This window comes from Steroidobacter sp. (assembly GCF_036402275.1).
In the GTDB taxonomy this organism is placed as follows: domain Bacteria; phylum Pseudomonadota; class Gammaproteobacteria; order Steroidobacterales; family Steroidobacteraceae; genus Steroidobacter.
Genome location: NZ_DASWTF010000030.1, coordinates 19,897 through 43,851 on the forward strand (window position 1 = coordinate 19,897; position 23,955 = coordinate 43,851).

Consider the following 23,955-nt stretch of genomic DNA (forward strand, 5'->3'; position numbering starts at 1 on the left):
TATTAGTGGTAGTGATTATACCCAGCGCGTTTCGCGCTGCATGGCTTGTCGATTTGGTTGACGCCAGTCGCCGACGCAACGCAATGTCTGGCTGCGAAATGAGTGTCGGAATCGCTCGTAACTGAATGAAATTCCTAGTTCTAGTCACTTGTCTGATGACAGCGGTCGCCACCGTGGTGGACGCCACCGAAGCGGTCGAGTTGCGCACTCAGCTGGTCGCGGAGGTCCGCGAAACGGGCGGGACGGCGGAGCGTCCGACGTTTCGCATGGTCCCGGCGACGAAGCTGGCGCAGGGCCAGGTCATCTACTACACGGTGCGAATCACCAACCCAACGCCGGTGTTTGCCAATAAGGTCCAGGTGAGTCAGCTGATTCCTGCGAATACGACTTACCTGGTCGGGTCGGCCGCCGGGCCGGGCGCGGACGTGGAGTTCTCCATCGATGGCGGCCAGACTTTCGCGCGGCCCGAGGACCTGAAACTCTCCGATGGCGTCACGCGAGCACCGCCAGCGCGCTACACCCATATCCGATGGCGACTGCGAAACCCGCTCGCGCCGGGAGCCACTGCCCTCGCTCGCTTTCGCGCTACCTTCAACTGATGCAGGACTTCGAAGAAATTTTCGGCTCGGACGGACCGCTGGCGACGGCGATCCCGGGCTTCGCGACGCGCGACGAGCAGATCGCGATGGCCGAGCAGGTGTGGCAGGCGCTGCGTTCGAACGGTCGCTTGATCGTCGAGGCCGGCACCGGCACGGGCAAGACCTTTGCTTATCTGGTGCCCGCGCTGTTGTCGGGGCGACGAGTGATCGTTTCGACCGGCACGCGCAACCTGCAGGATCAATTGTTCCATCGCGACCTGCCGACGGTGTCCGCCGCGATCGGGCGGCCGGCACAAGTCGCCTTATTAAAGGGACGCGCGAATTACCTTTGCCTGCATCGGCTCGATCTCGCTGAACACCAAGCCGCCGACCGCGGCCTGCGGCGGGAAGTGGCGACGGCGCTGGGCCGTGTCAGAGCTTGGGCGCATGTCACAAAAGAAGGTGACATCTCGGAGCTGGCGCAACTCAGCGAGTCCGACCCGGTGTGGCCATGGGTTACTTCCACGCGCGACAACTGTCTGGGTCCCGATTGCCCGGTGTTCGATCGTTGCCACGTGGTCAATGCGCGTCGTAAAGCGCAGGGCTCCGATATCGTCGTGGTGAATCATCATCTGTTGATGGCCGACCTGGTGCTGAAGGAAGAAGGGTTCGGCGATCTGCTGCCCGGCGCGGACGCCATCATCATCGACGAAGCGCATCAGCTGCCGGAAGTGGCGGCGAACTTTCTCGGTTTCACCGTTTCCAGTCGCCAGTTGCAATCGCTCGCGAAGGATCTCGCTAGCGAGTTGCTGTTGAGCGGGCCGCAGCAGTCGGTGTCCGCGGCGTTCTCGCAGACCATCGACAGGCAACTCATCGATTTGCAGGACTCGCTCGGCGCCAAGCGCGAGCGCTGCGAATTCAAGGACTGGCCGTCGCTCACATTCGATGCGCTCGCCAACTTGCGTCAGACGCTGGACGATCTGACTCAATCGCTCACGGAGGCCGCCAAGGACAGCACTGGCCTCACGAATCTACGCCGTCGCAGTATCGAGCTGGCGAACCGCCTCAGCTCGATGATCGAAGCCGACGCCGAGAGCAAAGTGCCGAGCGTGCGTTGGGCGCAAAGTACCGGCCGAGGGACGGGGCAGGGCGTGTCGTTTCATCTCGTGCCGCTCGATGTGGCCGAGCAACTCGGGAATCTGGTGCAGGCGAATTCGGCAGCCTGGGTGTGCACGTCCGCGACGCTTGCGATCGGCGAGAGCTTCGATCATTTCATGCAGCGTGTCGGCATGCGGGATGCGCGCACCGCGCGTTTCGGCAGCCCGTTCGATTATGAGTCGCAAACGCTCATGTATCTGCCGAAGGGACTGCCGCCACCGTCATCGCCGCGGCATACCGTCAGCGTGGTGGACGCCGCGATCCCCGTATTGAAAGCGAGTGGCGGGCGCGCGTTCATGTTGTTCACCAGTCATCGCGCGCTACGCGAAGCCGCGGATTTGTTACTCGCGCGGCTGGGGCCGGCGTTGCCGTTTCCCGTGCTGGTTCAAGGCGACGCGCCTCGGGAAGTTTTGTTGACCAAGTTCAGAGAGCGGGGCAATGCGGTTCTACTCGGCACCAGCAGCTTCTGGGAAGGCGTCGATGTGAAAGGCGCCGCGCTGTCGGTGGTCATCATAGACAAACTGCCGTTTGCCGCGCCCGACGATCCAGTGCTCAAGGCGCGTCTCGAAGCCATCGAGCGTCGCGGCGGCAACGCATTTTTCGAAGAGCAGATTCCACACGCGGTGATCACGTTGAAACAAGGCGTCGGCCGCTTGATGCGCGATCCGAACGATTTCGGCGTGATCATGCTGTGCGACGAACGCGTGCGGACCAAGGGCTATGGGCGGATCTTCCTCGACAGCCTGCCTTCCATGCCGCGCACCGAGAACCTCGTCGATGTTCAGCAGTTCTTATATGAGAGGCTGAGCGCCATCGGGCTGGCGCCCGATCCGGATGCTATGAATCCTTCCGCCGTGATCGATTGGTAATTCACTAAATGCGTCTCCTTGCGATCGATACCGCCACCGAACGCTGCTCCGTCGCTCTGCGCCTCGACGGCCGGGTCATCGAGCGCGTCAGCGAGCAGCCGCGCGGGCATGCCGATCTCGTTCTGCCGATGGTGGAATCGGTGTTGAATGAAGGTGGTGTGAAGCTGGGCGAGTTGGATGGCATTGCCTACGGGCGCGGACCCGGGGCTTTCACTGGCGTGCGAATCGCGGTCGGCGTCGTTCAGGGGCTCGCGTTCGGAGTGGGGCTGAAGACTGTTGGGATCTCCAATCTGGCGGCAGTCGCGCAACAGGTCGCACGACCTGGCGATCGAGTGCTCGTTTGCATGGATGCGCGGATGGAGCAGGTGTACTGGTCGAGCTTCGTTCGTGAGGCGGGCAGTGAGCTGGTCACGCCGCTCGCGCCGGAGCGGGTCGATGCGCCCGACACAGTACCGGAAGGGGATTACACGACGCTGGCGGGCACGGGCTTCAAAGCTTATGGCCGGTTGCAATCACGGTTGGCGACGGCCGGGCGTGTCGTTCATGAAGCGACCTTACCCCTGGCGAGTGACATCGCTTTGCTGGCGGAGTCAGAGTTCCGAGCCGGGCGCGGCAAGCCGGCGGCGGAAGCCGAGCCGGTTTATGTTCGCGACCAGGTCGCTCACGTCAAAAGCCCTTGAATGGCGCGCCGTTGATTTGACATGCCTGAAGACCCACCCCCTAACCCCCTCCCGTGTCCGGGAGGGGGAAGATAGTTTTTCATTTTTTTCTCAAAGAGGGGACCGGGCTCGAACGCTATTGGGGCGGTGGCGCTTCCTCGCCTCAAGAAGAAAATAAAAATAATTTCTCCCTCCCGTACGCGGGAGGGGGTAGGGGGTGGGTCTTCCGGCATGCCGAATCAGCGGCGGCGCCACTGTAAAGACTTCGCAACAAACCCCTTCTGGGGGGTCTTGGTTCGCAGCTCTGTCATGTCCGGAGCATTTTTCGCCCAGCGCGTCATGGGACTGTAATACTTCGTTGCTGTAATGTGCCCCGTTCATCCATGTCCTTGAATTTGTGGCGTGGATCTGCAGGGACCGTCGTCATTTTTGCTTAATTTACATGGCTAACAAGCAGATTCTGATCGTCGAGGATGAGCGGCCGATCCGCGAAATGATTGCGTTCGGATTGCGACGCAGTGGTTTCGAGGTCCGCGAAGCTGCCGACGTAGGCGCGGCCCGCGCCAGCATCGCCGACCAGCGGCCGGATCTGGTGCTCATCGATTGGATGTTGCCCGACATGAGCGGCCTCGAGCTGACGCGTGCACTGAAGCGGGACAAGGAGACTCAGGAAGTCCCGGTGATCATGCTCACCGCGCGCGCCGAGGAGCAGGACAAGGTGATGGGCCTCGACAGCGGCGCGGACGATTACGTGACCAAACCCTTCTCGCCGCGTGAGCTGCTGGCTCGCATCAACGCCGTATTGCGCCGGTCGACCAACGGTACGGGCGAGGAGATCATCGAAGCCGAAGGGCTGGTGCTGGACGCCGCCGGCCATCGCGTCACGGTGGGCGAGCGCACGGTGCAACTGGGCCCGACGGAATATAGGTTGCTGTCCTTCTTCATGACGCATGCTGAGCGGGTGTACAGTCGCGCTCAGCTCCTCGATCGCGTGTGGGGCGGCAATGTTTATGTGGAAGAACGAACGGTCGATGTGCACATCCGTCGCTTGCGCAAGGCGCTCGAAGCTTTTAACTACGACCGTTTCATTCAGACCGTGCGAGGCTCGGGGTACAGGTTCTCAACGCGCGCGGAGTAGCCGTTGAAGAAGGAACTCAGCGCCTTTTCGCCGTCGGGCTGGCAATCGATCACCCGGCTCGGCATCGCGCTGGCGGTCGCCTTTCTGATCGGCCTCATGGCCGGCCGCGTCGCCCTGGCGCTGGCGATCACCTTCGGCATTTATTCGATGGTGCAGCTGTGGAACGTGCTGCGCCTGGAGTTCTGGCTGCGCCACCGCCGGGTCGAATCGCCGCCCGACATCAGCGGGGTGTGGGGAGAAGTGGTGACCATCATCAGCCGCATTTATCGACGCAAGCAGTTTCACCGCGCGCGGGTGACCGGGCTGCTGCGTGAGTTCCGCCGCCTGACGACTGCGATGCCCGAGGGTGCGGTGCTGCTGGGCCCGGATCATGAAATCCTCTGGTTCAACGGTCGCGCGGCCGACTGGCTGCGGCTGCGGAAGAAACGCGATGTGGGCATTCGCATCGAGAACCTGGTGCGGCATCCGGTGTTCGTCGAGTACTTGAAGACCGGTCATCCCAGCGACGGCGCCCTGGTGCAGGATCTGGAAACCGATCGCTGGCTCGCGTTCAACGTCGTGCGCACCGGCACCGCCGAGCGCCAGCTGCTGATGATTCGCGACGTGAGTCAGGAGCAGCAGTTGCAGTCCATGCGCAAGGACTTCGTCGCCAATGCCTCGCACGAGCTGCGTTCGCCGCTCACGGTCATCAGCGGCTACCTCGATGCGCTGGCGGACGACGACCATCTCGATCCCACCTGGAACACGCCGGTGCTGGAGATGCGTCGTCAGGCCGAGCGCATGCGGACCATCATCAAGGATCTGCTCGAGCTGTCGAAGCTCGAATCGGGCGAGCACGCGCAGGAAGAGCACCCGGTGGACATGGCCGGCATGCTGGCCTTGTTGCGCAAGGAAGTGATGGCGCTCGATCAGCATCCACGCAATGTTCGGTTGCAGCTGGACAGCGAGGCGCTGCTGAAAGGCGTGGAATCGGAGCTGCATTCGGTCGCATCGAATCTCATCACCAACGCGGTCAAATACACGCCACCGGAGGGCGAGATCGAATTGCGCTGGTGGACGGACGAGGCGGGCGCGCATCTGTCGGTCCGCGATACCGGCGTCGGCATCGCCGAAGAGCATATTCCGCGCTTGACTGAACGTTTTTATCGCGTCGATCCGGGCCGGGCGCGCAGCATGGGCGGCTCCGGGCTGGGCCTCGCCATCGTCAAGCACGCCTTGCAGCGGCACGACGCCACGCTGCAGATCCAGAGCAAGGAAGGCGTGGGCAGTACGTTCACCTGTCATTTCCCGCGCTCACGCGTGATTCCACGCAGCGCCGGCGTTCTCGCCACCGCCTAAAAACTCAATTTCGTTTATGAGCGGGCAGCCGCGCCTGCGGCTCGCCCAACCTCCGGCTGCAATATCACGGTAACCGAGTTGTCATTTTCGTCGTCGCAAAGCACCGACTGAAACATAACTGTAATAACTCCTCCGTATAACGCTCCCCCGTGAACAACTCATCTGGGGTATCCCTGCCTATCCGCAGGGTCCTTTTCCCTAGCAACGAACGGAGAGAGCACTCGTGAAGAACCTTGTCGTCGCAGCCGCCGTCGCGACTGCACTTTCCATGGCCTCCATGGGCGCCCATGCGGCCAGCCCCAACGAGCTGGCGCAGATTCGCGAGCAGCTCGAAGCGCTCATGCAGCGGGTCGACAAGCTCGAGAAGGAGAACACCGAGCTCAAGACCGAGAATGAAAACCTGAAGGCGGCCGACGAGAAATTGCAGGCCAACGACGATTACCTGAAGTCGGAAGCACGAGGCTTGCGGAAAGAAGCCGCGCAGCAGGCGGTGGAAGTTGGCAAGGTCAAAGGCGCCGACTGGGCCGGCAAGGTCGCCATCACCGGCGACATGCGTTACCGCTACGAAATGATCAGCGACGAAACCTTGAGCAGCAGCGGCGTGCAGACCGCCGACCGCTATCGCGATCGCATCCGTGCGCGCTTGAATGCGACCGTCAAGGCGACGGACGACATCACGGTCGGCATCGGCTTCGCGACTGCCGAAGGCAACGATCCGCGTTCGTCGAACCAGTCGCTCACCAGCGTGTTCTCACGCAAGAGCCTCGATCTGGATCTCGCGTATTTCGATTGGAAGTTCGCGACCTGGGGCAACCTGATCGGCGGCAAGATGAAGCAGCCGTTCCTGAAGCCCGGCCAGAGCCTGTTCTGGGACAACGACATCAATCCCGAAGGTCTGGCGGTGAATTTCCAGGGCGGCATGTTCTTCGGCACCGCCTATAACTACTGGCTCACCGAAACCTCCGGCCCGGAGACCAACCTCACCGCGGACACCATGCTGCACGGTCTGCAGATCGGCACGCGACTGCCCATCGGCCAGAACAGTCTGATGCTCGCCGCTCATTACTACGATCTGAGCGCCGGGCAGGGGCGCGCGCCGTTCTACAACGGCTCGAACGGCAACACGACGGACACCGTCGTGCTCAACGGCACGTCGACGGCGGTGCTGCGCTATGACTACGAAGTCGTCAATCTCAGCGCCGAGTTCAACACCATGTTCGGCCAGACGCCGTTCCAGGTCTGGGCGGACGTAGCGCAGAACCAGGATGCGGACGATCTGGACACCGCCTGGTCGGCCGGCGTGCTGTTAGGCAAGGCGTCCAATTATCGGACCTGGGAACTTGGCGCCTTCTATCAGGTCATCGAGAAAGACGCGTTGTTCGCGCAGCTGATCGACTCCGACTTCGCCAACGGCGTGTCGGACTCCGAAGGTTGGGTGGTGCGCGCCGGCTATGCGCCCGTGCGTAACTGGCTCATCAATGCGACGTATTTCCTCAACAAGCGGAACATCGACGCACCGACGAGCGCGGGCCAGCTGGATATCGACTACGACCGTCTGCAGGTCGATTTCAACGTGAAGTTCTGAACCGCGTATTCCTCCACCTCGAGCGGCAGTCGGGCGAACTTGCGGCCGGCTGCCGCGACGGGTATACAGCCAGGGCCCTCAAACGAGCCTGAATTTCGGTCAAGACCCGCATGGAAAAGTCCGATCTTTCGCACCACATTCTGAGTCGCTACAACGACGACCTCGAGCGCGTGCGCACCAACGTGCTGCAAATGGGCGGCTTCGTCGAGGAGCAGCTCAAGCAGGCGGTCGCGGCGCTGGTCCAGGGCGACAGCCGCCTGGGCGAGCAGGTGGCGCGCGGCGATCAGAAAGTGAACGCCATGGAAGTGGCCATCGACGACGACTGCAGCCGCATCCTGGCGACACGCAGCCCGGCGGCCTCCGACCTGCGCCTGATCGTGGCCGTCATCAAGACCATCACCGACCTCGAGCGCATCGGCGACGAGGCGGAAAAAATCGGCTACATCGGCTCGCGCCTCGCGGCGGTGGAGCGTCCGGCGGACCGTTATCGCGAAATCAAACATCTTGGCCGCCTGGTCGGCGACATGCTGCATGAATCGCTCGACGCCTTCGCCAGGCTCGATCCGAATGGCGCCGTGGCCATCGCGAAAAAAGATCGCCTCATCGACGAGGAGTACGAAGCCATCCAGCGCCAGTGCATCACATTCATGATGGAAGATCCGCGCACCATCCGCCGAGCGCTGGACGTGCTGTGGGTGGCGCGCGCGCTGGAGCGCATTGGCGACCACGCCAAGAACGTTTGCGAATATGTGGTCTACATGGTTCACGGCAAGGACATTCGCCATCTGTCCATGGAAGACGTGGAGAAGCACTTGCAGTCGCGTTCGCAGCGGCCCCAAGACGCACCGCCCGCCCGCTGATCCATGCTGACCATCAATCGTCGCGCGGCGAACGCGCTGGGCTTCCTCGCTTGCGTGGCTCTCATGGGCTACGCGCTGTACGCGCAGCACGTGCTCGGTCTGGCGCCGTGTCCGTTGTGTATTTTCCAGCGCGTCGCTGTGATGGCGGTGGGCGTGTTGTTCCTGATCGCCGCGATTCACAATCCGTCGTCAGGGAAAGGATCGATCGCGTACGGCGTGCTGATCGACCTGGCGGCGCTGGTCGGCATCGCTATTTCCGCCCGTCACATCTGGATCCAGGCGCAGCCGCCGGGTTCTGTCGCTGCCTGCGGCGCGGACCTGGATTATCTGCTGGAAATCCTGCCGGTCACCGAAGTGATCAACAAAGTGCTCACCGGCTCGGGCGAGTGCGGCAAGGTCGATTGGACTTTGCTCGGTCTGTCCATGCCCTGGTGGGTGCTGATCTCGCTGGTGGTGCTCGGCACCTCGGCGGCGATCGTGAATATCGCCGCCCGGCCGAAATAATCACTTCGCTAGCATCAGCTCCATCACACGCTCATACATTCCGGAGAGCGTGACGACATCATCGACGCGAACGTTCTCATTGACCTTGTGAATGCTCGCGTTGAGCACGCCCAGCTCGACGACTTGCGCGCCGGTCGGCGCGATAAAGCGACCGTCCGACGTGCCGCCGGTGGTCGACAGCTCCGGCGTGCGATTGACCTTCTCCTGAATCGCCTGCACCACCGCCTTGGACAATGCGCCCGGTGCGGTGAAGAAGGGTAGGCCCGACACGAACCACTCCAGCGTGTAGTTGACCTTGTGCCGGTTGAAGATCTCGGTGATGGTCGACTGCAGCTTCTCCACGGTCTGCTCGGTGGAGAAGCGGATGTTGAAGCGAGCCTTGAGCTCGCCGGGAATCACGTTCGGCGCGCCGGTGCCGGCGCTGATGTTCGAAATCTGGAAGGTCGTCGGCTGGAAGAACTCGTTGCCTTTATCCCAAGTGCGCGCGGCAAGCTCCGCGAGCGCAGGAGCGACGGCGTGCACCGGGTTGTCAGCGAGGTGCGGGTAGGCGACGTGACCTTGGACGCCGTGAACCGTCAGCTTGCCGGAGAGTGAGCCGCGGCGGCCGATCTTGATGACATCGCCGAGCCGCTCGGTGCTGCTGGGCTCGCCGACCACGCAGTAATCGATTTTTTCATTGCGCGCTTCCAGCACTTCCATGACGCGGCGGGTGCCGTCGACCGACGGGCCTTCTTCGTCGCTGGTCAGCAGAAAGGCAAGGGTGCCTTTGTGGTCGGGGTGCTTGGTGACGAAGCGCTCGGTGGCCGTGATCATCGCGGCGAGGCCGCTCTTCATGTCGGCCGCGCCGCGCCCGTACATGATGCCGTCGCGGATGACCGGCTCGAACGGATCGGTCGCCCACTCTTCGCGAGGGCCGGTCGGGACCACGTCGGTGTGGCCGGCGAAGCAGAGCAGGGGACGCTCGTTGCCATGTCGCGCCCACAGATTCTCCACCGGCCCGAACGGCATGCGCTCGATGCGGAAGCCGACGGCCTCGAGCCGCTGCGCGATCAGCTGCAGGCAACCCTGGTCTTCGGGGCTGACGGAGGGACGACGGATCAGGTCTTGGGTCAGGAGCAGCGTCGGGTCGTCGGCGGGCGTCGGCAAGGGCGTGAACTCCAGGGCAGAGAGGCAACAGCACAAGGGCTAAGGCGGGCGCGGTCTTATATCCAGGGTTGCCCCGGCTCGCAAGTGCGTCCGCTAAGTCATTACGGTGTCAGCAATTTACGACCGCCCGGAAGCGTGTGTTACGTCTTCATGACGGCTTCCGGTCGGAATGTTGCTGGCTGTAATACGACTGTCATGGAAGGTCTTCACACTGCGCGGCAACCAGCAATTGCAGTGTTAGTCCTGTTTCCTTTAACGAGGTTCAAGTCCATGAAGTTGTGGCACAAGTTGGGCGCGTCAGTGTTCCTGACGGGCTTCGCGGCGGTGGCCGCGCCGCAGTTCGCGCACGCTCAGAGCGTCATCAAGATCGACGGCTCGAGCACCGTGTTCCCGATCGCCGAGGCGGTCGCCGAGGAATTCCAGATCTCCAAGAAGGGCAAGGTCCGCGTCACCGTCGGCATCGCCGGCACGGGCGGCGGCTTCAAGCGCTTCTGCCGTGGCGAGACGGACATCTCCAACGCCTCGCGCCCCATCCTGAAGGAAGAAATGGCTGCCTGCGCCGCCGCTGGCATCAAGTACATCGAGCTGCCGGTCGCGTTTGACGCGCTCACCGTCGTGGTGAACCCGCAGAACACCTGGGTCAAATCGTTGACGCCCGCGGATCTGAAGAAGATGTGGGAGCCGTCGGCCCAGCAGCGCGTGACCAAGTGGAATCAGGTGCGCTCGGATTATCCGGCGCAGCAGCTGATGCTGTTCGGCCCCGGCGCCGACTCGGGCACGTTCGACTACTTCACCGAAGCCGTGAACGGCAAGGCCAAGGCCAGCCGGGGCGACTATACCGCCAGCGAAGACGACAACGTGCTGGTGCAGGGTGTGGAGAACAACAAGAACGCTATCGGTTACTTCGGTTACGCGTACTACATCGCGCACAAGGACAAGATGCGCGCGGTGCCGATCGTGAATGGCAAGGGCAAGGAAGTGTTACCGAGCATCGAGGCCGTGAACGACGGCTCCTACGAGCCGCTGTCCCGCCCGCTCTTCATCTACGTGCGTGACACGGCCGCTGCCCGCGCCGAGATCAAGGAGTTCATCCAGTTCTATCTGACCGAGGGCGCCGACCTGGCCAAGGAAGTGGGTTATGTCCCGCTGCCGGCCGAGGCTTACAAGGTGGCGTTGAAACACTTCACCGAGCGCAAGATGGGCACGGTGTTCGGCGGCGTGCCGGAAGTGGGCGTGACCATCGACGCCCTGCTGGCGCGCGAAGGCAAGCTCTAAAAAATCAATCGGGTATGGGCCCCAAATGGGGCCCAAGTCTGGGCTACGGGGCGCCATGCCACTACAATGGCGCCCTTTTCGCGGGCGCGGAATTAGCGGTAATTATGGCGGGTACAAAATCCGAAGACTTGATTTCGCGCAGCGGCTTGCGTTATCGCAAGGTCCGTGACCGCATCATCGAGTCGTTGCTGCTCGCGTCGGGGCTGGTCGCGGTGTTCACCACGCTGGCCATCGTCGCCATTCTGTTGATCGAGTCGGCGGCGTTCTTCGAGCACGTCTCGCTGAAAGACTTCCTCACGGACACGATGTGGACGCCGCTGTTCGCGGACGCGCACTACGGCATCCTGCCGCTGGTCGCGGGCACTCTCACCACGACCATGGTGGCGCTGTGCGTGGCGGTCCCGGTGGGCACGGCCATCGCGATTTACTTGAGCGAGTTCGCGTCACATCGCCTGCGCGAAACAGTGAAACCCATTCTGGAATTGCTGGGCGCGGTGCCGACCGTCGTGTACGGCTACTTCGCGCTGATGGCCGTGACGCCACTGTTGCAAAAGATTTTCCCCGAGCTGCCGGGCTTCAATATGTTGAGCGCCGGCCTGGTCATCGGTCTGATGATCGTTCCTTATGTCGCTTCGGTGAGCGAAGACGCGATGCGCGCGGTGCCGCGCTACATGCGTGAAGGTTCCTATGCCATGGGCGCGACACGGTTACAGACGGCGTTGCGCGTCGTCGTGCCGGGCGCGTTCTCCGGTCTCGCCGCCGCTTTCATTCTCGGCATCTCGCGCGCCGTCGGCGAGACGATGGTGGTCGCCATCGCCGCCGGCATGCAGCCGAATTTCACGTTCGATCCGCGAGAGCAGGCCGCCACGATCACGGCGTACATCGTGCAGGTGAGCCTCGGCGATCTGCCCCACGGCAGCATCGGTTATCAAAGTATCTTTGCCGCCGGCCTGGTGCTGATGTTGATCACGCTGGTGTTCAACGTGATCGGCTTCTCGCTCACCCGCAAGTTCCGCGAGGCGTACTGATGGCTAGCATTCCTCACGGCAATGTGCCGGCGTACCTGAATCCGGAATTGATCCGGCAGGGTCTGTCGCGCCGGAAAATGCTGGATCAGGTGTTCGTGGTCGTCGGCCTGATTCTGATGCTGGCCTGTCTGGGCATTCTCGCCGTGCTGTTCCTCGATCTGGTGATCGACGGTTCGCAGCGTTTCGGCTGGGACTTCTTCACCAACTTCCCGTCCCGTCGCGCCGAGCGCGCCGGCATCCTGGGCGCGTGGGTGGGCACGTCGCTGATCATGCTGGTGACGGCGTTCTGCGCGGTGCCGGTCGGCGTGGCCGCGGCGATCTATCTCGAAGAGTACGCGCCGAAGAACTGGTTCACGGCGATCATCGAGATCAACGTGACCAACCTGGCGGGCGTGCCGTCCATCGTTTACGGCCTGCTGGCGCTGGGCCTGTTCGTGTATCAGTTTGGATTGGGGCAGAGCATCGCGGCGGCGGGTCTCACGCTGGCGCTGCTGATCCTGCCCATCGTGATCGTCGCCACGCGTGAGTCGATTCGCGCTGTGCCGAAGTCGATCCGCGAGGCGGCGTACGGTTTGGGCGCGACGCGCTGGGAAGTCACCAAGGATCACGTGCTGCCGTATTCGACCGGCGGCATTCTCACCGGCATGATCCTGGGCCTGTCGCGCGCCATCGGCGAGACGGCGCCCATCATCACCATCGGCGCGCTGAGCTTCATCGCGTTCCTGCCGTCGTCGCCGTTCACCAGCGACTTCCCGTTCATTTCGTTCCAGTGGCTGAACGATCCGTTCACCGCCATGCCCATCCAGATGTTCAACTGGGTGTCGCGGCCCGACCAGGCCTTCCAGGCCAATGCCGCCGCGGCCGGCGCGATCCTGCTCGGCATGACCTTGATCATGAATGCGGTCGCCATCTGGATCCGCTACCGCTTCCGTAAAAAGATTAATTGGTGATCCGTATGGCAACCACGACCAAACCGGGCACCGGCGATATCGTCCAGGAGACTGTCTTGCGTAACGAAGAACCCGCGCGCTCGAGTCAACCTCCGGCGGGGGCGGCGACGCCTCGGGTATCGATCGCGGTGGACGACACTCGTCAGGCGCGCGCCATCACCAGCGTGAAGGCGCAGGTCGATAACCTGAACTTCTACTACGGCCAGAATCGCGCGCTGAAGAACCTGTCGATTCCCATCGCGGACAAGCAGGTCACGGCGTTGATCGGCCCGTCGGGCTGCGGCAAGAGCACGTTCCTGCGTTGCTTCAACCGCATGCACGATCTGCAGCCGGACACCCGTTACGAAGGCAGCATCACGCTGCATCCGGACAACATCAATCTGGTCGGTCCGGGCATCGATCCGATCGAAGTGCGCATGCGCATCGGCATGGTGTTCCAGAAGCCCAACCCGTTCCCGAAGACCATTTTCGAGAACGTCGCGTACGGCCTGCGTCTGCGTGGGGTTCGCAATCGTGCGACGCTCGCCGAAGAAGTGGAGAAGGCGCTGCGCGGAGCCGCGCTGTGGGACGAAGTGAAAGATCGTTTGATGGATTCGGCGCTGGCGTTGTCCGGCGGTCAGATGCAGCGTCTTTGTATCGCCCGCGCGTTGGCGACCACGCCGGAGATCCTGTTGTTCGACGAGCCGACTTCGGCGCTCGATCCCATCGCCACGGCCAAGATCGAGGAGTTGATCTCGACGCTGCGCGACCAGGTGACGGTGCTGATCGTGACTCACAACATGCAGCAGGCCGCGCGCGTGTCCGACTACACCGCCTTCATGTATCTCGGCGAGCTCATCGAGTTCGACGAGGCCGCCAAGATCTTCACCAATCCGAGCAAGAAGGCGACCGAAGATTACATCACGGGCCGTTACGGCTGAGATGATGCGATGACGGAGCTGCCCGATCCGGTCGAAGGTCACACCGCGAAGGCCTTCGACGCCGCGCTCTCCGATCTGCGGCTTCAGATCGTCGGCATGGGCGGGCTGGTGATCGATCAGGTGTCCTTGGCTGTTCGAGCCTTGCTGGACGGCGATGCTTCCATCGCGGATCTGGTGTTGTCCCGCGAAGAGACCGTCAATGAGCTGGAGCGCTTCGTGGATCGCGAAGCCTTCCAGCTGATCGCGCTTCATCAACCGATGGCCAGCGACCTGCGCATGGCCAAGGCAGCGTCGCGCATCACCATCGAACTGGAGCGCGCTGGCGACGAAGCGAAGAAGATCGCTAAGTTCGCCGCTCGCGTCGCTACCGGCGAGCCTCAGGGCCCAGTGCTTGCGGTCGCACGCTTCCTGCGCCACATGGCCGAGCTGACCACGGGTATGCTTCGAGACGCCGTGCGCTCGCTCGACGAATCCAACGCCGACATGGCGCGCGCCGTGCGCGCCCGCGATTCCGAGCTCGACGACGAATTCGCCGCCGCCTTGCGCCAGATCATGACCCTCGCCATGCAGGACGCCCGCTTCCTCGGCGCCACCATCGACACCGTGTTCGCCCTGAAAGGCCTGGAACGCATCGGCGACCACGCCAAGAACATCGCCGAGCAGGTCGAGTTCGTGTCCAGCGGCGAAGACGTGCGCCACAAGAAAAAACACGCCGAAGCAGGCACTCCGGAAAAATGACGAAGTACGCGCGTTGACTCTCAGTCGCGCAGCAACTCGTTCAGACTGACCTTGGCGCGCGTCTGCGCATCGACGCGCTTCACGATCACGGCGCAATACAGGCCGCATTTGCCGGTGGCGGAGGGCAGCGAGCCGGCGACGACGACGGCGCCCGCGGGCACGCGGCCGTAAGTCACTTCATCCCGCTCGCGATCGTAGATCTTGGTGCTGGCGCCGATGAACACGCCCATCGAAATCACCGCGCCTTCCTCGACGATCACGCCTTCGACGATCTCGGAGCGCGCGCCGATGAAGCAGTTGTCTTCGATGATGGTCGGGTTGGCCTGCAGCGGCTCGAGCACGCCGCCGATGCCGGCGCCGCCGGACAGGTGCACGTTCTTGCCGATCTGCGCGCACGAGCCGACCGTGGCCCACGTGTCCACCATGGTGCCTTCGCCGACGAATGCGCCGACGTTGACATAGGAGGGCATCAGAATCGAATTCGGCGACACGAAAGCGCCGCGACGAACGATGGCATGCGGCACGACGCGCACACCTTCGGCGCGGAAGCGCGCTTCGTCGTAATCGGAGTACTTCAGCGGCACCTTGTCGAAGAACTGAGTGAAGCCCGCTTCCATCGGCCGGTTGTCATAAAGCCGGAAGGAGAGCAGCACGGCTTTTTTCAGCCACTGATTCACGACCCACTTGCCGTCGCGCTTTTCGGCGACGCGCGCTTTGCCCGTGTCGAGCATCGTCAGGGCCTGCTCGACCGCTCCGCGGATTTCGGTGGGCGCGTTCTTGGGATTGAATTCGGCGCGACGCTCGAAGGCGTCGTTGATGATGTTAGCTAGCTCAGTCATGGCCGAAGTGTAGCTGAAATAGACAAATGACACTGACTAAAGTCAGTGGTCACTTTCGGTTCTTCACGAACTCGCGAATGCGTGATGCCGCCTCGATGCACTCCGGCACATTGGCGACCAGTGAGATGCGCACGCGGTCGCTGCCGGGATTGCCGCTCGGGGTCGGTCGCGCAATGTAGCTGCCCGGCAACACTTTGATGTTCTGCTGCTCGAAGAGCTCGCGAGTGAAGCGTTCGTCGTTGTCGACTCTAGGCCACAAATAGAACGACGCCTCGGGCATCTCGACCGGCATGACTTCGCGAAGAATGGGCAGCGCCGCGGCGAACTTCTGCCGATACAAATTGCGGTTCTCCAGCACGTGCGCTTCATCGTTCCACGCAGCGATGCTCGCGAATTGCGCCGGCGGCGGCATGGCCGAGCCGTGATAGGTGCGATAGAGCAGGAACGGCTTCAGCAACTTCGCATCGCCGGCCACGAAACCCGAGCGCAGTCCCGGCACGCTGGAGCGCTTCGAGAGGCTGTGAAACACGATGCAGCGCTCGTACGACGTATTGCCCGCGGCGGCCGCGGCTTGCAGCAGGCCGGCAGGCGGGTTCGCTTCGTCGAAATAGATTTCGCTGTAACACTCGTCGGATGCGATGACGAAGTCATATCGCTCGGCCAGTTCCAGCGCGCGCTGCAGATATTCGATGCTCGCGACCGCGCCAGTCGGATTGCTGGGCGAGCACAGGAACAGGATTTGGCAACGCTTCCACACGTCGGCGGGCACGCTCTCCAGATCGGGCAGCGCCGAATCCTCGGCCTCGTTCGGCATGAAGTACGGCTCGGCGCCGGCGAGCAACGCCGCGCCTTCGTAGATCTGATAGAACGGATTCGGCATGACCAGCAGCGGCTGCTTGCTCGGATCCGTCACGGCCTGCACGAAAGCGAACAGCGCTTCGCGCGTGCCGTTGACCGGCAACACCATGGTCTCCGGCGACACCGAGCCGGCCGGCAACTTGAAACGATGCGTCAGCCAGTTCGCGATGGCCTCACGCAGTTGAGGAATGCCGGCGGTGAGGGGATAGCTGCCGAGCCCTTCCATGTTTTTCGTCAGGGCGTCGACCACCAGCGGCGGCGATGGATGACGAGGCTCGCCGATGTACATCGCGATGTGCGACAGATGCGCGGGCGGCTGTGCGCCGGCCAGCAGCGCCCGCAGCCGTTCGAAGGGATACGGCTGCAGCTTGTTCAAAGCGGGATTCATACGCGGCGGTCGAGTGTTTCAGTGATTCTTTGCGCCAGCTGCTGTTTCGCCTGCTCGTTCAGCGGGCCGCCGGCATCGTCGGTGATATAGAACACGTCCTCGGCGCGCTCGCCGACGGTCATGATCTTGGAGGTGTAGATCTTCACCTGTTCGGCCATGAACACTTTGGCGACTTGCGACAGCAGGCCCGGCCGGTCGCCGGCGATGATCTCGACGATGGTGCGACCGTTGACTGGATCTTCGCTGAACGTCACCTGCGTGGCGGTCGTGAACATCCGCACCTGACGAGGCGCGCGCCGGGTCACAGTGACGGCCACGTTGTCGGGCTTCGAAAGCGCATGCGAGAGCTGTTGTTCGATGTCACGAATGCGCGCGGGATCGGTGATCTCCGCGCCGGTGTCTTCTAGCACGTGATACACGTCGAGGCTGAAGCCGTCGGCGGTCGGAGTGATGCGTGCGTCGACGATGTTCAAGCCGAGCTGATCGAGCAGGGCAGTGGTGCGCGCGAAGCTGTGCTGAGTCTGCGGCGTGTATGTCGAGATGCCGGTGCCGCCGCGTCCAGAGAGCTGTTGCACGGACACGAGCGAGGTTTGATCGTCGTTGTCTCGCTCCGCCAGCATCTTCGTATGCCACGCGATTTCTTCCGGCGTGTGGCGCAGGAAGTAATCGACGGTGAATCGCTGCCACACCGACTGCCGCAGCACGTCGCCGACACCGGCGCGCATCGTGAGATCTTTGCCCCGCGCTTGCGTCTCGGCGATCAGTTCGTCTTTGTCGAGCGGGCTTTCCAGACCGCGACGCAAAGCCTGGCGCGTGCGCTCGTAGAACTCGGCGAACAGCGACGACTTCCAGTTGTTCCAGAGCTTCGGATTGGTGCCGCGAACGTCCGCGACCGTCAGCACGTACAGATAATCGAGGTGCGTCTGATCGCCGACGTGCTTGGCGAATTCGTTGATGACCTTCGGATCGGAAATATCTTTTTTCTGCGCCGTGACCGACAGCACCAGGTGATTGCGCACCAGCCACGCGACCAGGCGCGCGTCGTAACGCGACAAGCCCTGTTCGAGACAGAACGCTTCGGCGTCGACCGAGCCCAGCTCGGAATGATCGCCGCCGCGGCCCTTGGCGATGTCGTGGAAGATGGCCGCGAGATAAGCGAGCTCCGGCTTGGGCAGCGACTGCATGATGCGCGACAACGCCGGGAACTCGTGGTCGTACTTCGGCATCGCGAAGCGACGCAGATTGCTGACGACGAACAGCGTGTGCGCATCCACCGTGTACGCATGAAACAAATCGTATTGCATGCGGCCGACGATGCGGCCGAACGCCGGAATGTAGCGGCCGAGCACGCCATACAGGTTCATGCGACGCAGCTCGTGCGTCACGCCGACCGGCGCGCTCAGGATCTCGAAGAACAAACGATGGTTGCGCGGATGCTGACGAAACTCTTCGTCGATCAGCCACAGATGCCGCGTGAGCTGGCGGATGGTGGCGGCGCGCACACCGCGGATCTTTTCGGAGTTCTGCTCGATGATGACGAACAGCTCCAGCATGGCCGAGGGATAGCGATCGAACACGTCCTCGTTGGTGACTTCGAGGAAATCGTTCCTGATCTGGAAACGCGCGTTCACCGGCACCGGCGGCACATTCGGATCCGTGAGAATGGCCTCGCGGAACAGCTGCAACAGCATTTCATTCAGCAGGCTCACGTCCATGGCCGTGCGGTAGTACCGCTGCATGAACTGCTCGACCGCGAGGGTATAGGTCGCGTCCTCGTAGCCGAACATTTTCGCGAGCCGGATCTGGTGATCGAACAGCAGCCGGTCCTCGCGCCGCGCAGTCAGCACGTGCAGGGCGAAACGGACCTTCCACAAAAACGCCTGCGCGGTTTTCAGCTTGCGCAGCTCGCTGCGGGTGAGGAAGCCGTGCTCGACCAGTTGATCCAGCGACTCGGCGCCGAAGTGACGCTTGGCGACCCAGCCGATCGTCTGAATATCGCGCAGTCCGCCCGGGCTCGACTTCACATTCGGTTCGAGGTTGTAGGCGGTGTCGTAATAACGGTGATGGCGCGCGGTCTGCTCGTTGACCTTCGCCTCGAAGAAATCGCGAGTCGGCCACACACGCTCGGGGGCGAGCGCACGACGCATGGCTTCGAACAGTTGATCGGGACCTTGCAGCAGGCGCGCTTCGATCATGGTCGTCGCGACGCTCACATCCGCGGCGCTCTCGCGCTGGCAGTCGTCGATGGTGCGCACGCTGTGGCCCACTTCCAGGCCGATGTCCCACATGAAGGTGAGAAACTTTTCCAGCGAGCCCTGCCACGGAGCGGCTTCGCTCTTCGGCAGCAGGATCATGACGTCGATGTCGGAGCAGAGGTTGAGCTCGCCGCGGCCGTAGCCGCCGACGGCGATCAATGCCACGTCGCGGACATGCTCGCCGACGTGCATCGACCACGCTGTTTTCAACAATGCGTCGACGAGGCGTGCGCGGTCGCGCACCAGGCGCTCGACCGGCTCGTCATCCAGAAAGCGTTGCTTGAGCCGGTTGTCGCCCTCGGTCAGGGCGTTGCGAAAGGTAGTGACGTCTTTGGGGTGGGCGGTCAGCGACGATTGCAGCGTGCTGAGATAGTCCCAGGAGGGATCGCTCGCCGCCTGCGCGGAGGCGAGTTCTTCCAGGTCATCCGGCGTGACGACGGGCATGGCACCGACTACAAACGAAAGAAGGCCGCAATGATACTCAGCGCTGGGCCGCGCCGAGCGTGAGCACTTCGTAGCCGGTGTCAGTCACCAAGACCGTGTGTTCCCACTGGGCCGACAAGGAGTGATCCTTGGTGATGACGGTCCAGCCGTCGGGCAGCAGCCGCACGTGGCGCTTGCCCACGTTCACCATCGGCTCGACCGTGAAGGTCATGCCGGGGACCAGCTCGACGCCGCGGCCTCGCTCGCCATAATGCAGCACCTGCGGATCTTCGTGGAAGATCCGGCCGATACCGTGTCCGCAATACTCGCGCACGATCGACAGGTGCTGGGGCTCGACGAACGCCTGGATGGCGGCGCCGAGGTCGCCGAGGCGGGCGCCCGGACGGATCTGGCGGATGCCGGTCCACATGGCCTCGTGGGTGATGTCGATGAGCCGCTGCGCGGCCGGGGCGATCTTGCCCACGGGATACATGCGGCTGGTGTCGCCGTGCCAGCCATCCTTGATGACGGTCACGTCGATATTGATGATGTCGCCCTGTTTGAGGCGCTTGTCCGGGCTCGGGATGCCGTGACAGACCACATGGTTCACCGAGGTGCAGATCGACTTCGGGAAGCCGCGGTAGTTCAGCGGCGCCGGGATCGCGTTCTGCACATTGACGATGTAGTCATGGCAGCGGGCATTGAGCTCCTCGGTGGTCACGCCGGGCACCACGTACGGGCCGATCATGTCCAGCACGTCCGCGGCCAGACGGCCAGCGACGCGCATCTGTTCCTGTTCGGCGGGGGTTTTGATCGTCACCTGCATGGCATGTGGGGCTGAGGTCAGGGCGGCGGAGCCGGGCTCGGTTTCAGCACCGGTGGTGCGCCGGTGTAGGGATTGCAACAGCCCACGCATCATGGGGTTGCGGCTCGCCGGAAAAAATTGTGAACGATCATGGAGTTTATGGTATAAAGCGCGCGTTTTTTTGGCAACGAATCTCTCTCTTTAACTGAATTCTCACACCTGACCGACACAGTCGACGGGGTGCCTGTAATGAACTTACGGGTCGTCGCCTGGGGCAGGTGGAGGCTCAACCCCTTAGGAGTTTTGCGATGACCAGCGTGTCCATGCGACAGATGCTGGAAGCGGGCGTTCATTTCGGACACCAAACCCGCTTCTGGAACCCGAAGATGGCTCCCTTTATCTTCGGCGAGCGTAACCGAATCCACATCATCAACCTCGAAAAGACGCTGCCCATGTATCAAGAGGCGGCGGGCTTCATCCGCCAGGTCGTGGCGGACGGCGGCCGCGTGCTGTTCGTCGGCACCAAGCGTTCGGCCCGCGAGGCAGTGAAACAGGCCGCGTCACGCGCCGGCATGCCTTACGTCAGCCACCGTTGGCTGGGTGGCATGCTCACCAATTTCAAGACCGTGCGTCAGTCCATCAAGCGTCTGAGCAATCTCGACGAGATGGCCACCAACGGCACGCTCGAGCAGCACAGCAAGCGCGAGGCCCAGGGCCTGCGTCGCGAGCGCGAGAAGCTGGAGCGCAGCCTGGGCGGCATCAAGGAAATGGAGTCGCTGCCGGACGTGCTGTTCGTGATCGACGTCGGCCACGAGAAGATCGCCATTCACGAGGCGAAGAAGCTGGGTATCCCGGTGGTCGCCATCGTCGACACCAATTGCACCCCGGATGACGTGGACTACGTCGTGCCGGGCAACGACGACGCCATGCGCGCCATCCAGTTGTACGTCGAAGGCGTCGCCGACGCCGTGCTCGACGGCCGTTCGGCGCAGCCGGAAGTGCCGGCGGGCGAGGACGAGTTCGTGGAGCTGGACGAGGAAGGCAAGCCGAAGCCGAAGTCTGCCGGCGCGCCGCCCGCTCGCCGCGAGCGCAAGCCCGCCGCGGTCAAGAAGAAAGCTCCGACTCGCCGTCGCGCTCCGGAGAAGCTGCCTGAAGGGCAGGTCGAGGAAGTGGTCGCCGCCGAGGTCGATGACGTCGAAGGCGACGTGTCCCCCGAAGAGTTCATGGCCCGCCGCCAGGCGGCGCTGGCCAAGCGCAAGCCGACCACTGGCACGGGCACGCCCCCGGCCACTGGCACGGCGACGGAGTAATTGATCCATGGCCGTTACAGCTGAAGCAGTGAAGATCCTGCGCGAGAGAACTGGCGCAGGCATGATGGAATGTAAGAAGGCGCTGGTCGAAGCCAATGGCGACCTGGACGCCGCCGCGGAAGCGATGCGTAAGGCCGGTCTGGCCAAGGCCGACAAGAAGGCCTCGCGCGTCGCCGCCGAAGGCGTGATCGTTCTGGAGCGCTCGGCCGACGGCAAGCGCGCCGCCATCGTCGAAGTGAACTGCGAGACGGACTTCGTCGCGCGCGAGAAGGACTTCCAGAACTTCGCCAGCGCGGTCGCCAAGGTCGCGCTCGAGAAGCGTCCGGCGGACGTGGCTGCTCTCGGCGAGCAGGCCATTCCGGGCGGTCAGTCCATCGAAGAGACCCGCCGCGCCCTGATCGCCAAGATCGGCGAGAACATCAGCGTGCGTCGTTTCACCCTGGTGGAAGCCCCGGCCGTGGTCGGCGCCTACCTGCACGGCACCCGCATCGGCGCCCTGGTGGCGATGAAGTCGGGTGATGACGCGGTCGCCAAGGACATCGCCATGCACGTCGCCGCCATCAACCCGGCGCACGTCACGTCGGCCGAAGTGCCGGCCGATCAGGTCGCCAAGGAAAAGGGCGTGTTCGTCGAGCAGGCGGCGCAGGATCCGAAGAACGCCGGCAAGCCGCGCGATCTGCTGGAAAAGATCGTCGAAGGCAAGGTCCGCAAGTGGCTGAACGAGATCACGCTGCTGGGCCAGCCGTTCGTCAAGGACGACAAGCAGACGGTCGAGCAGTACCTGAAGAAGGCGGGCGGCGAAGTGCTGGCCATCGTGCGTTACGAGGTCGGCGCCGGCATCGAGAAGAAGCAGGAAGATTTCGCCGAGGAAGTCCGCAAGCAGGTGGAGAGCGCCAAGAAGGCGTGACCCGTCGGCTGAATCAGACGTTACTTAGTGAACCCCGCTCCGGCGGGGTTCTTTATAATGGCCGGCAGTTTTATCTGAACGAAGGGTTTTATGGCAGCTAGCAGTTCCTCATCCGGCAACGGCCTGCGCCGCATCCTGCTCAAGCTCTCCGGCGAAGCGCTGATGGGCGATGAGGACTACGGCATCGATCCGAAGATGCTCAAGCGGGTGGCGATGGAGATCCGCGAGGTGATGAGCTTAGGGATGCAGGTGGCGGTGGTGATCGGCGGCGGCAACATTTTCCGTGGCGCCGGCCTGGCGCGCGCCGGCATGGACCGCGTCACCGGCGATCACATGGGCATGCTGGCCACCGTGATGAACTCGCTCGCCATGCAGGACGCGGTCGAAGCGCTCGGCCTGCACGCTCGGGTGATGTCCGCTATCCGCATCAACGAAGTCTGTGAGGAATACATCCGCCGGCGCGCCGTGCGGCACCTCGAAAAGGGCCGCGTGTGCATTCTCGCCGCCGGCACCGGTAACCCGTTCTTCACCACCGACACGGCGGCCTCGCTGCGCGCCATCGAGATCGAAGCCGACCTGCTGCTCAAGGCCACCAAGGTCAACGGCATCTATTCGGACGATCCGATGAAGAACCCGAACGCCACGCGCTATGCGCGCCTCACCTTCGACAAGGTGCTGATGGACCGCCTCAACGTGATGGACGCCACCGCCATCGTCATGTGCCGCGACAACAACCTGCCGCTGCGCGTATTCGATTTGAACACCCCCGGCGAGCTGCTGCGCATCGTGCGTGGCGAAGATGTGGGTACGCTGGTAACAAACGGCTGAGCTTCGAGCTCGAGCCTGGAGAACGACCATGCTGGAAGACGTAAAAAAGGACGCCATCGACCGCATGCAGAAATGCGTTGTCGCGTTCCGCAACGAGCTCAAGCGCCTGCGCACCGGCCGCGCGCATCCGAGCCTGCTCGAGCACATCCGCGTCGAGTACTACGGCAACGAAGTGCCGTTGAACCAGGTCGCGAATATCGCATTGGAAGATGCACGGACCATCACGGTCACCCCGTGGGAAAAGACCATGGTGGGGGTGATCGAGAAGGCCATCATGAAGTCCGACCTGGGCTTGATGCCGAACACCGCGGGCACCGTGATTCGCGTGCCGATGCCGCCGCTCACCGAAGAGCGCCGCAGGGATCTCACCAAGGTCGTGCGTCACGAAGCGGAGAACGCGCGCGTCGCGGTTCGCAACGTGCGTCGCGACGTGAATAACGAGATCAAGGACATGCTCAAGGAAAAACTGCTGTCCCAGGACGACGAGCGTCGCGCCGGCGAAGAAGTGCAGAAGCTCACCGACAAGCACATTGCCGATATCGAGCAGGTGCTGGCGGAAAAAGAAAAAGAGCTGATGCAGATCTGAAGTCAAGGCA

22 protein-coding genes are annotated in these 23,955 nt (G+C 62.9%); 17 read left to right on the plus strand and 5 right to left on the minus strand.

Annotated elements, in window-relative coordinates; all coding sequences use genetic code 11:
* The first annotated feature begins 125 nt into the window (after positions 1 to 125).
* The 8 genes from VGD45_RS14680 (at position 126) to VGD45_RS14715 (ending at position 8,689) form a co-directional block, all read left to right on the plus strand.
* Complete coding sequence (locus VGD45_RS14680; RefSeq protein WP_331156071.1) at positions 126 to 599, plus strand: hypothetical protein; 474 nt, start codon at positions 126 to 128, stop codon at positions 597 to 599.
* A complete protein-coding gene (locus tag VGD45_RS14685; RefSeq protein ID WP_331156072.1) occupies positions 599 to 2,605 on the plus strand; it encodes an ATP-dependent DNA helicase in 2,007 nt (668 codons plus the stop codon). Before VGD45_RS14680 ends, VGD45_RS14685 begins: the two co-directional genes overlap by 1 nt.
* An 8-nt stretch (positions 2,606 to 2,613) precedes the next feature.
* Positions 2,614 to 3,285 carry a tRNA (adenosine(37)-N6)-threonylcarbamoyltransferase complex dimerization subunit type 1 TsaB gene (gene tsaB / locus VGD45_RS14690; RefSeq protein ID WP_331156073.1) on the plus strand — a complete coding sequence of 224 codons (672 nt, stop codon included), beginning with the start codon at positions 2,614 to 2,616 and terminating at the stop codon, positions 3,283 to 3,285.
* Positions 3,286 to 3,706: 421 nt separating this feature from the next.
* A complete protein-coding gene (phoB, locus tag VGD45_RS14695) occupies positions 3,707 to 4,402 on the plus strand; it encodes a phosphate regulon transcriptional regulator PhoB (RefSeq protein ID WP_331156074.1) in 696 nt (231 codons plus the stop codon).
* 3 nt (positions 4,403 to 4,405) lie between these two features.
* Positions 4,406 to 5,740, plus strand: coding sequence for a phosphate regulon sensor histidine kinase PhoR (phoR, locus tag VGD45_RS14700; protein ID WP_331156075.1), 1,335 nt, complete (start codon positions 4,406 to 4,408; stop codon positions 5,738 to 5,740).
* Between the two features lie 223 nt (positions 5,741 to 5,963).
* Positions 5,964 to 7,325: a putative porin gene (locus tag VGD45_RS14705; protein WP_331156076.1), complete on the plus strand. Its 1,362-nt coding sequence runs from the start codon at positions 5,964 to 5,966 to the stop codon at positions 7,323 to 7,325.
* Between the two features lie 110 nt (positions 7,326 to 7,435).
* Positions 7,436 to 8,185 (plus strand): phosphate signaling complex protein PhoU, encoded by a 750-nt coding sequence (gene phoU, locus VGD45_RS14710; protein WP_331156077.1) that lies wholly within the window; start codon positions 7,436 to 7,438, stop codon positions 8,183 to 8,185.
* Positions 8,186 to 8,188: 3 nt separating this feature from the next.
* Positions 8,189 to 8,689, plus strand: a complete 501-nt coding sequence (locus tag VGD45_RS14715) for a disulfide bond formation protein B (protein WP_331156078.1) — start codon at positions 8,189 to 8,191, stop codon at positions 8,687 to 8,689.
* On the opposite strand, the gene dapE is transcribed toward VGD45_RS14715, so the two are convergent.
* Positions 8,690 to 9,835, minus strand: a complete 1,146-nt coding sequence (gene dapE, locus VGD45_RS14720; RefSeq protein WP_331156079.1) for a succinyl-diaminopimelate desuccinylase — start codon at positions 9,833 to 9,835, stop codon at positions 8,690 to 8,692. It lies immediately after the preceding gene.
* Positions 9,836 to 10,105: 270 nt separating this feature from the next.
* On the opposite strand from dapE, the gene VGD45_RS14725 reads away from it, so the two are divergent.
* The 5 genes from VGD45_RS14725 (at position 10,106) to phoU (VGD45_RS14745) (ending at position 14,746) form a co-directional block, all read left to right on the plus strand.
* The gene (locus tag VGD45_RS14725) at positions 10,106 to 11,110 is read left to right on the plus strand and encodes a PstS family phosphate ABC transporter substrate-binding protein (protein WP_331156080.1); all 1,005 of its coding nucleotides are present in this window, start codon (positions 10,106 to 10,108) and stop codon (positions 11,108 to 11,110) included.
* A 104-nt stretch (positions 11,111 to 11,214) separates the two neighbouring features.
* A complete protein-coding gene (gene pstC, locus VGD45_RS14730; protein WP_331156081.1) occupies positions 11,215 to 12,138 on the plus strand; it encodes a phosphate ABC transporter permease subunit PstC in 924 nt (307 codons plus the stop codon).
* Positions 12,138 to 13,088, plus strand: a complete 951-nt coding sequence (gene pstA / locus VGD45_RS14735) for a phosphate ABC transporter permease PstA (protein WP_331156082.1) — start codon at positions 12,138 to 12,140, stop codon at positions 13,086 to 13,088. Before pstC ends, pstA begins: the two co-directional genes overlap by 1 nt.
* Positions 13,089 to 13,093: 5 nt before the next feature.
* Complete coding sequence (gene pstB, locus VGD45_RS14740) at positions 13,094 to 14,008, plus strand: phosphate ABC transporter ATP-binding protein PstB (RefSeq protein WP_331156083.1); 915 nt, start codon at positions 13,094 to 13,096, stop codon at positions 14,006 to 14,008.
* A 9-nt stretch (positions 14,009 to 14,017) separates the two neighbouring features.
* Entirely contained in the window at positions 14,018 to 14,746 is a 729-nt protein-coding gene (gene phoU / locus VGD45_RS14745; protein WP_331156084.1) for a phosphate signaling complex protein PhoU, read from the plus strand.
* Between the two features lie 20 nt (positions 14,747 to 14,766).
* Here phoU (VGD45_RS14745) and dapD read toward each other — a convergent pair whose 3' ends face one another.
* From dapD to map, 4 genes are read right to left on the minus strand one after another with little or no spacing between them, the layout of a single operon-like run.
* Positions 14,767 to 15,585 (minus strand): 2,3,4,5-tetrahydropyridine-2,6-dicarboxylate N-succinyltransferase, encoded by an 819-nt coding sequence (gene dapD / locus VGD45_RS14750; RefSeq protein WP_331156085.1) that lies wholly within the window; start codon positions 15,583 to 15,585, stop codon positions 14,767 to 14,769.
* A gap of 49 nt (positions 15,586 to 15,634) precedes the next feature.
* The gene (gene dapC / locus VGD45_RS14755; RefSeq protein ID WP_331156086.1) at positions 15,635 to 16,831 is read right to left on the minus strand and encodes a succinyldiaminopimelate transaminase; all 1,197 of its coding nucleotides are present in this window, start codon (positions 16,829 to 16,831) and stop codon (positions 15,635 to 15,637) included.
* The gene (gene glnD, locus VGD45_RS14760) at positions 16,828 to 19,530 is read right to left on the minus strand and encodes a [protein-PII] uridylyltransferase (RefSeq protein WP_331156087.1); all 2,703 of its coding nucleotides are present in this window, start codon (positions 19,528 to 19,530) and stop codon (positions 16,828 to 16,830) included. The genes dapC and glnD overlap by 4 nt, the downstream gene beginning before the upstream one ends.
* A 37-nt stretch (positions 19,531 to 19,567) precedes the next feature.
* Complete coding sequence (gene map / locus VGD45_RS14765) at positions 19,568 to 20,335, minus strand: type I methionyl aminopeptidase (protein WP_349263281.1); 768 nt, start codon at positions 20,333 to 20,335, stop codon at positions 19,568 to 19,570.
* A gap of 287 nt (positions 20,336 to 20,622) precedes the next feature.
* On the opposite strand from map, the gene rpsB reads away from it, so the two are divergent.
* The 4 genes from rpsB to frr all read left to right on the plus strand — a co-directional run bounded on the left by rpsB (position 20,623) and on the right by frr (position 23,945).
* Positions 20,623 to 21,624 carry a 30S ribosomal protein S2 gene (gene rpsB / locus VGD45_RS14770; protein WP_349263277.1) on the plus strand — a complete coding sequence of 334 codons (1,002 nt, stop codon included), beginning with the start codon at positions 20,623 to 20,625 and terminating at the stop codon, positions 21,622 to 21,624.
* A 7-nt stretch (positions 21,625 to 21,631) separates the two neighbouring features.
* Entirely contained in the window at positions 21,632 to 22,531 is a 900-nt protein-coding gene (gene tsf / locus VGD45_RS14775) for a translation elongation factor Ts (RefSeq protein ID WP_331156089.1), read from the plus strand.
* Positions 22,532 to 22,621: 90 nt separating this feature from the next.
* Entirely contained in the window at positions 22,622 to 23,359 is a 738-nt protein-coding gene (gene pyrH / locus VGD45_RS14780; RefSeq protein ID WP_331156090.1) for a UMP kinase, read from the plus strand.
* A 28-nt stretch (positions 23,360 to 23,387) separates the two neighbouring features.
* On the plus strand, positions 23,388 to 23,945 hold the full coding sequence (frr, locus tag VGD45_RS14785) for a ribosome recycling factor (RefSeq protein ID WP_331156091.1): 558 nt from the start codon (positions 23,388 to 23,390) through the stop codon (positions 23,943 to 23,945).
* Positions 23,946 to 23,955: the final 10 nt, after the last annotated feature.

Excerpts from the sequence above, each read along its gene's own strand:
- VGD45_RS14680 (WP_331156071.1), top strand. The coding sequence starts at position 126 with ATGAAATTCCTAGTTCTAGTCACTTGTCTGATGACAGCGGTCGCCACC.
- VGD45_RS14685 (WP_331156072.1), top strand. The coding sequence starts at position 599 with ATGCAGGACTTCGAAGAAATTTTCGGCTCGGACGGACCGCTGGCGACG.
- tsaB (WP_331156073.1), top strand. The coding sequence starts at position 2,614 with ATGCGTCTCCTTGCGATCGATACCGCCACCGAACGCTGCTCCGTCGCT.
- phoB (WP_331156074.1), top strand. The coding sequence starts at position 3,707 with ATGGCTAACAAGCAGATTCTGATCGTCGAGGATGAGCGGCCGATCCGC.
- phoU (WP_331156077.1), top strand. The coding sequence starts at position 7,436 with ATGGAAAAGTCCGATCTTTCGCACCACATTCTGAGTCGCTACAACGAC.
- VGD45_RS14715 (WP_331156078.1), top strand. The coding sequence starts at position 8,189 with ATGCTGACCATCAATCGTCGCGCGGCGAACGCGCTGGGCTTCCTCGCT.
- VGD45_RS14725 (WP_331156080.1), top strand. The coding sequence starts at position 10,106 with ATGAAGTTGTGGCACAAGTTGGGCGCGTCAGTGTTCCTGACGGGCTTC.
- pstC (WP_331156081.1), top strand. The coding sequence starts at position 11,215 with ATGGCGGGTACAAAATCCGAAGACTTGATTTCGCGCAGCGGCTTGCGT.
- pstA (WP_331156082.1), top strand. The coding sequence starts at position 12,138 with ATGGCTAGCATTCCTCACGGCAATGTGCCGGCGTACCTGAATCCGGAA.
- pstB (WP_331156083.1), top strand. The coding sequence starts at position 13,094 with ATGGCAACCACGACCAAACCGGGCACCGGCGATATCGTCCAGGAGACT.
- phoU (WP_331156084.1), top strand. The coding sequence starts at position 14,018 with ATGACGGAGCTGCCCGATCCGGTCGAAGGTCACACCGCGAAGGCCTTC.
- dapD (WP_331156085.1), bottom strand. The coding sequence starts at position 15,585 with ATGACTGAGCTAGCTAACATCATCAACGACGCCTTCGAGCGTCGCGCC.
- dapC (WP_331156086.1), bottom strand. The coding sequence starts at position 16,831 with ATGAATCCCGCTTTGAACAAGCTGCAGCCGTATCCCTTCGAACGGCTG.
- glnD (WP_331156087.1), bottom strand. The coding sequence starts at position 19,530 with ATGCCCGTCGTCACGCCGGATGACCTGGAAGAACTCGCCTCCGCGCAG.
- map (WP_349263281.1), bottom strand. The coding sequence starts at position 20,335 with ATGCAGGTGACGATCAAAACCCCCGCCGAACAGGAACAGATGCGCGTC.
- rpsB (WP_349263277.1), top strand. The coding sequence starts at position 20,623 with ATGACCAGCGTGTCCATGCGACAGATGCTGGAAGCGGGCGTTCATTTC.
- tsf (WP_331156089.1), top strand. The coding sequence starts at position 21,632 with ATGGCCGTTACAGCTGAAGCAGTGAAGATCCTGCGCGAGAGAACTGGC.
- pyrH (WP_331156090.1), top strand. The coding sequence starts at position 22,622 with ATGGCAGCTAGCAGTTCCTCATCCGGCAACGGCCTGCGCCGCATCCTG.
- frr (WP_331156091.1), top strand. The coding sequence starts at position 23,388 with ATGCTGGAAGACGTAAAAAAGGACGCCATCGACCGCATGCAGAAATGC.